The organism is Streptomyces sp. sk2.1, assembly GCF_008120935.1.
Taxonomy (GTDB): Bacteria; Actinomycetota; Actinomycetes; order Streptomycetales; family Streptomycetaceae; genus Streptomyces.
In genome coordinates this window covers 331,887-344,493 of the sequence record NZ_RDBO01000055.1, presented here as the reverse complement: position 1 = coordinate 344,493, position 12,607 = coordinate 331,887, and the positions used below count along the sequence as shown (strand labels likewise).

The 12,607-nt window shown below is 72.0% G+C and carries 8 protein-coding genes and 5 tRNA genes; 6 read left to right on the top strand and 7 right to left on the bottom strand.

Going from position 1 to position 12,607, the window contains the following annotated elements:
* The coding region (locus EAO76_RS18845) for an MFS transporter (RefSeq protein WP_222872182.1) at positions 1-1,310 on the top strand (1,310 nt) is incomplete at its 5' end.
* Here the strand turns inward: EAO76_RS18845 and EAO76_RS18840 are convergent.
* The 4 genes from EAO76_RS18840 to EAO76_RS18825 all read right to left on the bottom strand — a co-directional run bounded on the left by EAO76_RS18840 (position 1,308) and on the right by EAO76_RS18825 (position 5,126).
* A tRNA-Lys gene (locus tag EAO76_RS18840) sits at positions 1,308-1,380 on the bottom strand. The genes EAO76_RS18845 and EAO76_RS18840 overlap by 3 nt on opposite strands.
* Before the next feature lie 225 nt (positions 1,381-1,605).
* Positions 1,606-3,777, bottom strand: coding sequence for a DEAD/DEAH box helicase (locus EAO76_RS18835; protein WP_148837084.1), 2,172 nt, complete (start codon positions 3,775-3,777; stop codon positions 1,606-1,608).
* Between the two features lie 239 nt (positions 3,778-4,016).
* Complete coding sequence (locus tag EAO76_RS18830) at positions 4,017-4,610, bottom strand: hypothetical protein (protein WP_148837083.1); 594 nt, start codon at positions 4,608-4,610, stop codon at positions 4,017-4,019.
* Positions 4,611-4,775: 165 nt separating this feature from the next.
* Positions 4,776-5,126 (bottom strand): metallopeptidase family protein, encoded by a 351-nt coding sequence (locus EAO76_RS18825; protein WP_187438680.1) that lies wholly within the window; start codon positions 5,124-5,126, stop codon positions 4,776-4,778.
* Positions 5,127-5,406: 280 nt separating this feature from the next.
* On the opposite strand from EAO76_RS18825, the gene EAO76_RS18820 reads away from it, so the two are divergent.
* From EAO76_RS18820 to EAO76_RS18810, 3 genes are all read left to right on the top strand, one after another.
* Positions 5,407-5,479, top strand: a tRNA-Glu gene (locus EAO76_RS18820).
* Between the two features lie 38 nt (positions 5,480-5,517).
* Positions 5,518-5,592, top strand: a tRNA-Asp gene (locus EAO76_RS18815).
* A gap of 22 nt (positions 5,593-5,614) precedes the next feature.
* A tRNA-Phe gene (locus EAO76_RS18810) sits at positions 5,615-5,691 on the top strand.
* A 38-nt stretch (positions 5,692-5,729) separates the two neighbouring features.
* On the opposite strand, the gene EAO76_RS18805 is transcribed toward EAO76_RS18810, so the two are convergent.
* The 3 genes from EAO76_RS18805 to EAO76_RS18795 form a co-directional block, all read right to left on the bottom strand.
* Positions 5,730-6,581, bottom strand: coding sequence for a cytochrome c biogenesis CcdA family protein (locus EAO76_RS18805; RefSeq protein ID WP_148837082.1), 852 nt, complete (start codon positions 6,579-6,581; stop codon positions 5,730-5,732).
* Positions 6,578-7,402 carry a DsbA family protein gene (locus EAO76_RS18800; RefSeq protein WP_148837081.1) on the bottom strand — a complete coding sequence of 275 codons (825 nt, stop codon included), beginning with the start codon at positions 7,400-7,402 and terminating at the stop codon, positions 6,578-6,580. Before EAO76_RS18800 ends, EAO76_RS18805 begins: the two co-directional genes overlap by 4 nt.
* Positions 7,403-7,469: 67 nt before the next feature.
* Positions 7,470-7,880, bottom strand: coding sequence for a hypothetical protein (locus EAO76_RS18795; protein ID WP_148837080.1), 411 nt, complete (start codon positions 7,878-7,880; stop codon positions 7,470-7,472).
* A gap of 313 nt (positions 7,881-8,193) precedes the next feature.
* On the opposite strand from EAO76_RS18795, the gene hrpA reads away from it, so the two are divergent.
* Both hrpA and EAO76_RS18785 read left to right on the top strand, forming a co-directional pair.
* Positions 8,194-12,114, top strand: a complete 3,921-nt coding sequence (hrpA, locus tag EAO76_RS18790; RefSeq protein WP_148837079.1) for an ATP-dependent RNA helicase HrpA — start codon at positions 8,194-8,196, stop codon at positions 12,112-12,114.
* A gap of 127 nt (positions 12,115-12,241) precedes the next feature.
* Positions 12,242-12,316 (top strand) — tRNA-Asp (locus EAO76_RS18785).
* Positions 12,317-12,607 lie beyond the last annotated feature (291 nt).

Below are 12,607 nucleotides of genomic sequence, written 5' to 3'. Positions count from 1 at the left end.
CCCCCGCACCCGACCCCCGTGAGGCAGTGACGACCGTGACCGACAGCCGCCGTGCCGAGTGGTCCGCGCTGCTCGGATCACCGGTCTTCCTCGTGCTGTGGGGGGCGATGCTGGCCAGCTCCACCGGCACCTTCTTCCTGCTGCTCACGGTGTCGACGCATCTGCTCACCGAAACGGACTCCGGGCTCACCGCGGCCTCGGTGTTCGGCTTCCAGTGGGTGCTGCCCGTCCTCCTCATGGGGGTGATCCGGCGCGCCTGCGCGGGAGAGCGGCTGCGCCGCACGGTGGTCCTCTGCGAGGTGGCCGGGGGGCTGGTCTCCCTCTCGATCGGCCTGCTGCTCGACCGCGGTCTGCTCGCCCCGGTCCTGGTGGCCTTCCTGCTGCGCGGCCTGCTGGAGGGGATCACCAAGACGGCCCGGGTCGTCTACACGCGCCAGTTGTTCGACGGCCCCCTGCTCAAGCCGGCCTCCTACACCTTCAACAACTCCTACTACCTCGGCGGGGCGCTGGGAGGCGGCCTGGGCGCCGTGCTGGTCGACCGCGTCCCGATCACCACGGCGTGTGCCATCGACGCGGCGACGTTCCTGGTCTCCGCGTGCTGCTACCGGTGGCTGCCCGCCGTCACCGCGCCCCGGTCCGGCACGGACGGGAAGCGCGGCGTCCTCGGCCAGGTGCGGGCCGCCGCCCGGGAGAACCCCCGCCTCGCCCTGTCCGCCGGGTACTTCGTCGTCGCCGTGGGCGTCTTCCAGGGCTACCACAACGTGGCCCGCACCACCGTGCCGATCCGGGTCCTGGGCCTCGGCGACGCGGCGGCCATGACGCTGCAACTGGTCAGCGGCGTCGGTCTGGTGGCCGGGGCGGTGGCGGCCCCGTTGCTGCTGCAGCGCGTCCGGGCCCCCCGGTACCTGGCGGCGGCCACGAACGCGGCGACCGCGCTGGCGATCTCGGTCGTCCCGCTGGCCGGGGGCCCGATCGTCATGTACGGCTGCTACTTCGCCTATCTGGCCGTCTTCGAGTTCTCCTTCACCGCGGCCCAGGCGGCCATGATCCAGGACTGCCCGCCGGACCGGCTGCTGGCCCTCACGACCTTCACCAACGCGGCGGGGAACGGCCTGCTGATCCTGGTCACCCTCGCGGTGGGGGCACTGTCGGACGTCGCCTCCTTCGAGACGATCACCCTGGCCCTGGCCGCCGCCGCGGTGGGCGGCACGGCCGTGGGAGAGGTCCTGACCGCACGCCGGACCGCCCCCCGGAACACGACGAAGCCCCCCGCCCCGGCCGTGTCGCCGGAGCAGGGGGCTGAGATGTAGGCCGTGTGGGACTCGAACCCACAACCAACGGATTAAAAGTCCGCTGCTCTGCCAATTGAGCTAACGGCCCCCGGCACATCACCCCTGAGCATAGCCCGCCGGAACCCGGCCGCCGATCGGGTATCGGTTACCGGGCCCCGTCATGGCGGAAACCTGATGCTCCGAAGGGACGCCCGGCGGCCGGTGGCGATCTTCGTACGGGGGAGGGGGCGAAAAGGAAAGCGGGCCCGCTCGTGAGGAGCGGGCCCGCTTTCCGCAGACCGTTCGGCGGACCCCCGGGGGTCCTCACGGTGTGTCAGCCGTTGCGCTTCCAGCGCGGCTTGTCGTCGCGGCGGCCGAAGGAGCCGGTGCCGCCGCCCCGGTGGTCGTCACGGCGGCCGGTCGGACGGTCGCCGCCGGAGCGGAAGCCGCCGGAGGGACGGTCGTCACGACGGTCGCGGTTGAACGGACGGTCGCTGCCGCCGGAGCGGAAGCCGCCCGACGGACGGTCGTCACGACGGTCCCGGTTGAACGACGGACGGTCGTTGTCACGGCGCTGGAAGCCCCGGTCGCCACCGCGGTCGTCACGACGGTCGTAGGAGCGGAAGCCGCCCGACGGACGGTCGTCGCGACGGTCCCGGTTGAACGACGGACGGTCGTTGTCGCGGCGGTCGCGGTTGAACGACGGACGGTCGTTGTCACGGCGCTGGAAGCCCCGGTCGCCACCGCGGTCGTCACGACGGTCCCGGTTGAACGACGGACGGTCGTTGTCGCGGCGGTCGCGGTTGAACGACGGACGGTCGTTGTCACGGCGCTGGAAGCCCCGGTCGCCACCGCGGTCGTCACGACGGTCCCGGTTGAACGACGGACGGTCGTTGTCACGGCGGTCGTGCCCGCGACTGTCCCGGCGCTCGAAGTTGCCGCGCTCGTCACGACGGTCGTCGCGGACGGGCTGCTCCGGCACGGAGACGGCGGCCTCGACGGCGGCCTCCGCCTCGGCGGTGGCCTCGGCCACCGCGGCCTCGGGGTCGTCGCCCCGCTCGCGCGCGGCACGGGCGACGAGGCGGTCGGCCTCCTCGCGCAGCTCACCGGCGCGGCGCTGGACGCGCTCCAGCTGCTTGGTCAGCTCGGCGACCTCGCGCTCGGCCTGCTTGGCGGCGTTGCTCGCGGAGTCGGCCTGCACCTCGGTCAGCGAACGGGCGCCGGTGATCTCGGCGACCTCCGGGTCGAAGGCACCCGCGCCGCCGACGATGTGGCGCGAGGCGTCGACGCCCGCGTCCTCCATCAGGCGGAAGATCTGGCGGCGCTGGTGCGGCAGCGCCAGCGACACGACGACACCGGACTTGCCGGCCCGCGCGGTACGGCCCGAGCGGTGCAGGTAGTCCTTGTGGTCACCGGCCGGGTCCACGTTCAGGACCAGGTCGATGCCGTCGACGTGGATGCCGCGGGCGGCGACGTCGGTCGCGACGAGCGCGTTGACGTAGCCGTCCTTGAAGTCGGCGAGCACCCGGGTGCGGGCGCCCTGCGTCATGCCGCCGTGCAGCGCGTCCGCCTTGACGCCCGCCTCGACGAGCTGCTCGGCGATGCGGTCGGCGCCCAGCTGGGTGCGGACGAAGATGATGGTGCGGCCCTTGCGGGCGGCGATGGCGGAGGTGACCGGCGCCTTGTCCTTCGGCTTCACGACGAGGACGTGGTGCGTCATGGTCGTGACGTTGCCCTGGGCGCTGTCGACCTCGTGGCTCACCGGGTTGTCCAGGTAGCGCTTGACCAGCGTGCCGATCTCGTTCTCCATCGTGGCGGAGAAGAGCATCCGCTGGCCGCCGGCCGGGATCTGGTCGAGCAGCTCGGTGACCTCGGGCAGGAAGCCCAGGTCGGACATCTGGTCGGCCTCGTCGAGGACGGCGACCTGGATGTTCTCCAGGGAGCAGGCGCCCCGGTTGATGATGTCGCGCAGCCGGCCCGGGGTGGCGACGAGGATGTCGACGCCGCGCTCCAGGGCGTAGATCTGGTTGCCCATCGACGTACCGCCGCAGACGACCTTCATCTTCAGGCCGAGCACGTCGCCGTACGGCTGGAGGGCGTCCGCGACCTGCATCGCGAGCTCGCGGGTCGGGGTCAGGATGACCGCGCGGGGCTTCTTCTTCTCGGTGTGCCCGCCGGCCAGCGCGGCCAGGGTCGGCAGACCGAAGGAGAGGGTCTTGCCGGAGCCGGTGCGGCCGCGGCCCAGGATGTCCTTGCCGGCCAGGGCGTCCGGGATGGTCGCGGCCTGGATCGGGAAGGGCTCCGTCACACCGTTCTGCGCGAGCTTGCGGACGATGCCCTCGGGCAGGCCCAGGTCGGCGAAGGTGACGGTCGGCTCGGCGTCCGCGTCGGCGGCGTCGGTGTCGGCCTGCTCGGCCCGGGGGGTGTCCGCCTCGACCGAGTCGGCGGACTCGACGACGGCCTCGGCGGCCTCGACGAGCTCGTCGTTCTCGATGCTCTCGGGCATGACGGTGCGGTCAGAACTGGAAATTGACATGCGAAATGCGAAACCTTCCGGAGTCTCGGCACGCGCCCGTAACTCCGTGATTCGCAATTTCGACCGCCTCAATGCGGTCCAGCCACGGCAAGGGAGAGTACGCGCCACACGGCGCGCTTCTGTTTCGGCGCCGGGCAATGGGATCAAACGATCTACTACCATACGCACTCCCTCCCACATTGCGCAAACCGGCCTCCTCCGGCCCCTCGCTACACCGGCCTCACCTGCGGCGACACCTCCGGGGTGCGCAGCACCGCCGGGCCGTACGGCGCGGCCATCGCCTCGCTGCGGAACCGGGCGGCCGGCGAGGCGGACGGCGGCGGCGACGGCGGCTCGGAGGGCTGCGGCTCGACGGGGGTCGGCGGCCCGGTGGTCGCGGGCGCGGACGGCGCCGGGGTGCCGGAGGGCTGCGGCACCCCGGGACCGGGGGACGAGGCCGGGGGCGTCGGCGCCCCGCCGCCCCGCGTCGGCTCCGGACCGCCCGGCTCCGCTCCCGGGCGACCGCCACCGGGAGCGGCCGGGGACCCGGTGGAAGCACTGGGCTCCGGCGACCCGTCGGCCTCCCGCTCGGAGTCGGAGTGCGCCTCGGCCCGGCCGCCCCCGGCCCGGACGCGGCCGGTGCCCGCCACGGTGCCGCCGTCCGGCCGCGCCGCGCTCCCCTCCGTCCCGGAGGACCGCGACGGCGAGGGCGCGGGCTTCCCGCCGCTCCCCTCGTCGTCACCGACGCTCATACAGCCTGCGGACGCGGCGACCGTCGCTGCGATGACGGTCGCCCATCGGACGGGGGCGGGGAACTGGCGCACGGGAGGCACCTCCGGAAGCACGAAGGGGACGGAGCGGTACGGACGGGGCTTCCGTGCCCAACTCCCCTTCCCCCGCCGGGGACACGCCCACGCCCCGGCCCGCGCTCCGCCCCGTGTCCGAAAACACGCGGGTTCCCCGGAGGACCGCACGCGGCCGGCCCCGGCTCACCCGTAGCCGAGCGCGTGCAGCCTCTCGTCGTCGATGCCGAAGTGGTGGGCGATCTCGTGCACGACGGTGATCTCGGTCTCGGCGACGACGTCGTCGCGGGACTCGCACATCCGGAGCGTCGGCCCGCGGTAGATGGTGATCCGGTCCGGCAGCACCCCGGCGTACCACTCGCCGCGCTCGGTCAGCGGTGTGCCCTCGTACAGCCCGAGCAGCTCCGGATCACTCGGGTCCGGTTCGTCCTCGACGAACACCGCGACGTTGTCCATCAGCCGCGCCAGCTCCGGCGGGATCAGGTCCAGCGCCTCGGCCACCAGTTCCTCGAACTCTTCGCGCGTCATCTCCAGCACCCCGCCATTGTCCCGTACGCCCCGCCCGCGCGCCCCGGCCCGGAGCGCTTCCGCCGGTCCGCCGGCCGCGGGCCCGGCGCGGGCGCGGCCCGGACCGCCCCGGGGCGGCGACGGCCGAGGTCAGCCCCCGTCCGCCGGTGGAGCACCCGTCCGGCGCACCCCTGTCACCTATTCGGTTTGGCTGACCCCGAAACGCCGTAGTACAGTCTCCGACGTGCCCAAGGGCGCCGGTCAGGACTCGACCGTCTTGAAACCTCCGGGTTGAAGGAGAAGCAGTTCTGCCCTCATCGTCTAGTGGCCCAGGACGCCGCCCTTTCAAGGCGGTAGCACGGGTTCGAATCCCGTTGGGGGCACGCACAACCTTGTGCGACACTTAGTCGCACAACAGCTTGGTCCTGTGGAGCAGTTTGGAGTGCTCGCCACCCTGTCAAGGTGGAGGCCGCGGGTTCAAATCCCGTCAGGACCGCTGCAGCCTTGTAGAGCTGCGTGGCTGGGTAGCTCAGTTGGTACGAGCGATCGCCTGAAAAGCGATAGGTCGCCGGTTCGATCCCGGCCCCAGCCACCATTCGAAGGCCCCGTCCGATGGACGGGGCCTTCGTCGTGTCAGGCCTCTTCCCGGTCGGCCGGGTTCACACCGGTACGGCCGCGCCACGCCCGTACCGCCAGGAACAGCAGCACCACCGCGACCACGGCGACCAGCGCCGTGGCGTCCGGCACCCGCTCGCCCATCCGCTGGGCCCACTGCTCGACGGCGAACGAATCGTCCACGTCCAGCAGTCCGGGCAGCGCCGTCGTGCCGTCGAACACCAGGAACAGCACGCCGAGGCCGATGAAGAACAGCCCGGACAGCAGGCTCGTGGTGTGCGCCTCGAAACGGCCGATCCTGAAGGCGCGGCCGCGCAACCAGGCACGGCGCCCCAGGTCGAAGCGTTCCCAGAGCAGGGCGAGCAGGAAGAGCGGGACCGCCATGCCCAGGGCGTACACGGCGAGCAGCAGCCCGCCGTAGACCGGGCTGCCGCTGACCGCCGCCACGGTGAGGACGCTGCCGAGGATCGGGCCCGCGCAGAATCCGGCCAGCCCGTAGACGGCGCCCAGCGCGTAGACGGACAGGGCGGTGGTGGGACGGATCCGGCCGCTGAGGGCGGCGATCCGGCGCGAGGCGAAGCCCAGGCCCACGATCTGCGCGACGCCGAGCGCGATGATCAGCCAGCCCGCGCCGAGGACGAGCGCGTCGCGGTGACCGTAGAAGAGCCGTCCGGCGTACGAGCCCGCGGCACCGAGCGGGACCAGGGTGGTGGCCAGACCGGCGTAGAAGATGCCGGTACGGGCCAGGAGCCGCGAGGCCGAGTCGACGGAGTACGCGAAGAAGGCGGGCAGCAGGAGGGCGCTGCACGGGCTGACCAGGGCGAGCAGCCCGCCGAGGAAGGCGGCGAAGTAGCCGATGTCGGCCGTCACTTCGCGCGCTCCGCGCCGTCCTCGCCGCTGCCGGCGTCCTTGCCGCCCTTGGCGTCCTCGGTCCCGCGGGCCTGCTTCGCCGCCGCCTCGATGACCTCGGTGAAGGTCTCCAGGGGCTGGGCCCCGGCGATCGGGCGGCCGTTGATCAGGAACGACGGGGTGGAGGTCGCGCCGATCCCGTACCCCTGCTCCTGGTCCTTGCCCACCGCGGCCGAGGCGGCGGAGCTGTCCGCGTCGCGCGCGAACCGGGCGAGGTCCGCGACCCCGGCCTGCCGGGCGAGCTCCTTCAGCCGGTCCTCGCCGAAGCCCTTCTCCTTGGCCCCCTCCGCGTACGCGGCGGCGTGGAACTGCCAGAAACGGCCCTGCTGACCGGCGGCCCACGCGGCGCGCGCGGCGGCCTCGGACTCGGCGCCGAAGATCGGGAAGTTGCGCCACTCGATGCGCAGGGTGCCGTTCTCGACGTACTTCTTCACCAGGGCGGGTTCGGTGTCGCGGGCGAACTTGCCGCAGTAGCCGCACTTGAAGTCGGCGTACTCGATGAGGACCACGGGGGCGTCCGCCCGGCCCTGCGCGAGCTTGTCGCCGGCGTCGCGCCGGGCCAGCTTCGCCAGCTCCGGGTAGACGCCGGCGTCCGGCTCGGCGGTGACGTCGGCGGCCGGGGAGGAGGAGGTGGAACCCGTGGAATCGGGGGCGGTGGCCCGGTAGGAGGCGTAACCGAGCAGCGCGGCGGCCAGGACGACCCCGGCGCCGTAGAGCACCGGCTTCCTGGACCGCGGGGCGCGGGCGGGCGTGCGGGAGGACGTGGACGTGGGCTTGGACATGCGGGACTCCGTGCTGGACGAGTGGAAGGGGGAAGAGGGGAGGAAGGACCGCCGGGCGGACGGCCCTCTACACCCTCAGCACGGAGAGTTCGACGGGAGTGGGGGCGGCGGGCTCCGGTCCGCGCAGCCCGATCCGCGCGGGCGGGCGGACGGGCCCCTGCCCGATCGCCGCGGGCAGGCCCCACCCGGCGAGGCCGGGGGCCTGGTCGTACGGGGCGCGGGCCCGGCCCGGGAGGGAGGGCCCGTTGCCGTCGCGCTTCTTGCCCCTGCCGCAGCCGGGCACCTGCTGCCGCTCGTCGGCGGACACCACCGCCGGCCCGGAGTCGGGGTCGTGCCCGGCCCGCGCGACCGTCGGCACCGCCGCGGTCACGGACGCGCCGCCGCCCGAACCGCCCGGGACGGTCGCGGCCGGCCCGCAGAACAGCCCCAGCACCACCGCGACCACCGCCATCAGGCAGCACCACTGCGTACGGGACACGGCGACCGGCCTTTCCGGACGGGGACGACGGACGGGAGCGAGGAGACACCTGGCTGCGTACTCGGCTGCCCGAAATGGTACGTGCTGCGTTTCCGCGCCTCCCCGCCGTGCCCCGGGCCTGCGGGCGCGTCGGCACGTCGACGCGTCGGTGTGCGGATGCGCCGGTGTGCGGATGCGTCGACGCGCCGGTGTGCGGGTGCGCCGGCGTGCGGGCGCCTCGACGTGCCGATGCGGTGACGCGACGGCGTGGTGACCGGGGCCGCACGAAATGCGTTCGCCGTTCGTCGGGCCCGGGTGAGATCCTGGGCTCCGTATGTCTACTTCCTTCGCCGATCTCCAGTCCCAGCTCGGAGAGATCTCGCTCCGCGACGCGCACCGGCTCGGCCGCCGTCTCGAAGGTGCCCGCCGCATCCGCAAGCCCGAGGCCCGGCAGTCCGTGCTGGACGAGATCGCCGCCGAGGCCGCCAAGGCGGCCGAGCGGCTCTCGCTGCGTGCCGCCCGGGTACCCGCCGTGTCCTACCCGGACCAGCTCCCGGTCAGCCAGAAGAAGGACGAGATCCTGGAGGCGATACGCGACCACCAGGTCGTGATCGTCGCCGGGGAGACCGGCTCCGGCAAGACCACGCAGATCCCCAAGATCTGCATGGAGCTGGGGCGCGGCGTCCGGGGCATGATCGGGCACACCCAGCCGCGCCGGATCGCGGCCCGTACGGTCGCCGAGCGCGTCGCCGAGGAGCTGCGGACGCCGCTGGGCGAGGCGGTCGGCTGGAAGGTCCGCTTCACCGACCAGGTGAACCCCGACGCGACGTTCGTGAAGCTGATGACGGACGGCATCCTGCTCGCCGAGATCCAGACGGACCGCGAGCTGCGCGCCTACGACACGATCATCATCGACGAGGCCCACGAGCGGTCGCTGAACATCGACTTCCTGCTCGGCTACCTGGCCAGGCTGCTGCCCGGGCGCCCGGACCTGAAGGTCGTCATCACCTCCGCGACGATCGACCCCGAACGGTTCGCGCGCCACTTCGGCGAGGCCCCGATCGTCGAGGTCAGCGGGCGCACGTATCCGGTCGAGGTGCGCTACCGCCCCCTCCTCGAAGAGGAGGGCGACGACTCCGACCGCGACCAGATCACCGCGATCTGCGACGCCGTCGACGAGCTCCAGACCGAGGGGCCGGGCGACATCCTGGTCTTCCTCTCCGGCGAGCGGGAGATCCGCGACACCGCGGACGCGCTGAACAAGCGCAACCTCCGCCACACCGAGGTGCTCCCCCTCTACGCCCGGCTCTCGCACGCCGAGCAGCACCGCGTGTTCCAGCGCCACACGGGCCGCCGCATCGTGCTCGCGACCAACGTCGCCGAGACCTCGCTGACCGTGCCCGGCATCAAGTACGTGATCGACCCGGGCAACGCCCGGATCTCCCGCTACAGCCACCGCACCAAGGTCCAGCGGCTGCCGATCGAGCGGATCTCGCAGGCCAGCGCCAACCAGCGCAAGGGCCGCTGCGGCCGTACGTCGGACGGCATCTGCATCCGGCTGTACTCCGAGGACGACTTCCTGACCCGTCCCGAGTTCACCGACCCCGAGATCCTGCGCACCAACCTCGCCTCCGTCATCCTCCAGATGACCGCGGCCGGCCTCGGCGACATCGAGAAGTTCCCCTTCATCGACCCGCCGGACCACCGCAACATCCGCGACGGCATCCAGCTCCTCCAGGAGCTCGGCGCGCTGGATCCGGACGAGAAGGATCCGAAGAAGCGGCTCACCCAGCTCGGCCGGAAGCTCTCCCAGCTGCCCGTCGACCCGCGGCTGGCCCGCATGGTGATCGAGGCCGAGCGCAACGGCTGCACCCGCGAGGTCATGGTGATCGCGGCGGCGCTCTCCATCCAGGACCCGCGCGAACGGCCGGCGGAGAAGCAGACCCAGGCCGATCAGCAGCACGCCCGGTTCAAGGACGAGACCTCCGACTTCCTGGCGTTCCTCAACCTGTGGCGGTACGTCCGCGAGCAGCAGAAGGAACGCGGCTCCTCCAGCTTCCGCCGGATGTGCAAGCAGGAGTACCTGAACTTCCTGCGCATCCGCGAATGGCAGGACATCTACACGCAGCTGCGCACGGTCGCCAAGCAGATGGGCATCCACCTCAACGAGGAGGACGCGCCGGAGCAGTCGGTGCACACCTCGCTGCTGGCCGGGCTGCTGTCGCACATCGGGCTGAAGGACACCGAGAAGAACGAGTACCTGGGCGCCCGCAGTGCCAAGTTCGCGATCTTCCCCGGTTCGGCGCTCTTCAAGAAGCAGCCGCGGTTCGTGATGTCGGCCGAACTGGTCGAGACGTCCCGGCTGTGGGCCCGGGTCAACGCCAGGGTCGAGCCGGAGTGGATCGAACCGCTGGCCCAGCACCTGCTCAGGCGCACCTACAGCGAACCGCACTGGGAGAAGGACCAGGCGGCGGTGATGGCGTACGAGCGGGTCACGCTCTACGGGGTGCCGATCGTCGCCCAGCGCAAGATCAATTTCGGCCGGATCGACGCCGAGACCTCGCGCGACCTGTTCATCCGCAACGCCCTGGTCGAGGGCGACTGGCGGACCCACCACCAGTTCTTCCACGACAACCGCAAGCTGCTCGGCGAGGTCGAGGAGCTGGAGCACCGCGCCCGGCGCCGCGACATCCTCGTGGACGACGAGACCCTCTTCGACTTCTACGACCGGCGCATCCCCGCCCACGTGGTCTCCGGGGCGCACTTCGACTCCTGGTGGAAGCACAAGCGCCGGGACGAGCCGGACGCGCTGGACTTCGAGCGCTCGATGCTCATCAACGAGAAGGCCGGGGCCGTCACCAAGGACGACTACCCGGACTCCTGGCGGCAGGGGAAGCTCAAGTTCAAGGTCACGTACCAGTTCGAGCCGGGTGCGGACGCCGACGGCGTGACCGTCCACGTCCCGCTCCAGGTGCTCAACCAGGTCACCTCCGAGGGCTTCGACTGGCAGATCCCCGGCCTGCGCGAGGAAGTGGTCACCGAGCTGATCCGCTCCCTGCCCAAGCCGATCCGCCGGCACTACGTCCCCGCGCCGAACTACGCGGGCAGGTTCCTCGACCGCGCCGTGCCCCTGCAGGAGCCGCTGACGGTCACGCTCGCCCGTGAGCTCCAGCAGATGGTCGGCGTCCCGGTCACGGCCGACGACTTCGACCTGAGCCGCGTCCCGGACCACCTGAAGATCACTTTCCGGATCGTCGACGAGCGGCGCCGCAAGGTGGCCGAGGACAAGGACCTGGAGGCGCTGCGGCTCCGGCTGCGCCCCAAGGCCCGCCAGGCCCTCTCCAAGGCCGCCGCGGCCAGCGCGGGCCCCTCGGGCGAGTCCGTCGAGCGCTCGGGCCTCACCGACTGGACGATCGGCACGCTGAACCGCGTCTTCGAGACCCGAAGGGCCGGCCAGCCGGTGAAGGCGTACCCGGCCCTGGTGGACCAGGGCGACACGGTCGCCGTGCGGCTCTTCGACACCGAGGCCGAGCAGCAGCGGGCGATGCGGCTCGGCACCCGGAAGCTGATCATGCTGAACGTGCCGGTGAACCCGGCGAAGTTCGCCTCGGACCAGCTGACGAACCAGCAGAAGCTGGCCCTGTCCCGCAATCCGCACGGCTCCGTCCAGGCGCTCTTCGAGGACTGCGCGACGGCCGCCGCCGACCGGCTGATCGAGGCGCACGGCGGCCCGGCCTGGGACGAGGAGTCGTTCCGGAAGCTGTACGACAAGGTGCGCACCGACCTGGTGGCGCTGACCGAGCACGCGGTCAAGCAGGTCCAGCAGGTGCTGGCCGCCTGGCAGTCCTGCGAACGGCGCCTGAAGGCGACCAACAGCCTGGTCCTGGTCGACAACGTCACCGACGTCCGCGACCAGCTCGCCGCCCTCGTGCCGCCCGGCTTCGTCACGAAGACGGGGCTGCGCAGGCTGCCCGACCTGATGCGCTACCTGGTCGCCGCGGACCGCAGGCTCCAGCAGATGCCGACGGCCGCCCAGCGCGACACCACGCGCATGGAGAAGATCCACGAGATGCAGGACGAGTACGCCTGGCTGCTGGAACAGCTGCCGCAGGGCAGGCCCGTCCCGCAGGAGGTCCTGGAGATCCGCTGGATGATCGAGGAGCTCCGGGTCAGCTACTTCGCCCATGCGCTGGGGACCGCTCACCCGGTCTCCGACAAGCGCATCGTGAAGGCGATCGACGCGGCGGCGCCGTGAGCGGGCCCGTCCGGACGGGCCCCTTCCGCAGTGACGGAGCCGCCACCATCGGTGAGTTCGACCTGACCCTCTGACCTGCTGTACAGTCTGTCTTCGCAGCCAGCCGCAAGGAAGGCAGCGAAAACCTGGTCCTGTGGAGCAGTTTGGAGTGCTCGCCACCCTGTCAAGGTGGAGGCCGCGGGTTCAAATCCCGTCAGGACCGCAGTGACGAAAGCCCGGATCCCTCGGATCCGGGCTTTCGCGTTTCTTGATTCCGGTGACCGTCGACGAGTAGTCAGGCGTCAGGAGCCGCCCCTTCTCCGGTGCGGGCGGCGATCCACCGGGGGGGGGTGGTCCACATGGCGACGCGCGCCCGCACGCCCGGCCGCCTCCTCCGTGCCTCTGTCGCCCGGGCCCGTCCTCACGTCCGCACCGGACCGTCACCCTCACCGGCACCAAACCACCGTCCGGGTCGCCACTCGGGCCCCCCTTCCCGGCCACCCCGCCCGGCCCG

Bases quoted from the DNA above. Each gene is read 5' to 3' on its own strand.
- EAO76_RS18835 (WP_148837084.1), bottom strand. From the start codon at position 3,777: ATGCCCGAGAGCATCGAGAACGACGAGCTCGTCGAGGCCGCCGAGGCC.
- EAO76_RS18800 (WP_148837081.1), bottom strand. From the start codon at position 7,402: ATGTCCAAGCCCACGTCCACGTCCTCCCGCACGCCCGCCCGCGCCCCG.
- hrpA (WP_148837079.1), top strand. From the start codon at position 8,194: ATGTCTACTTCCTTCGCCGATCTCCAGTCCCAGCTCGGAGAGATCTCG.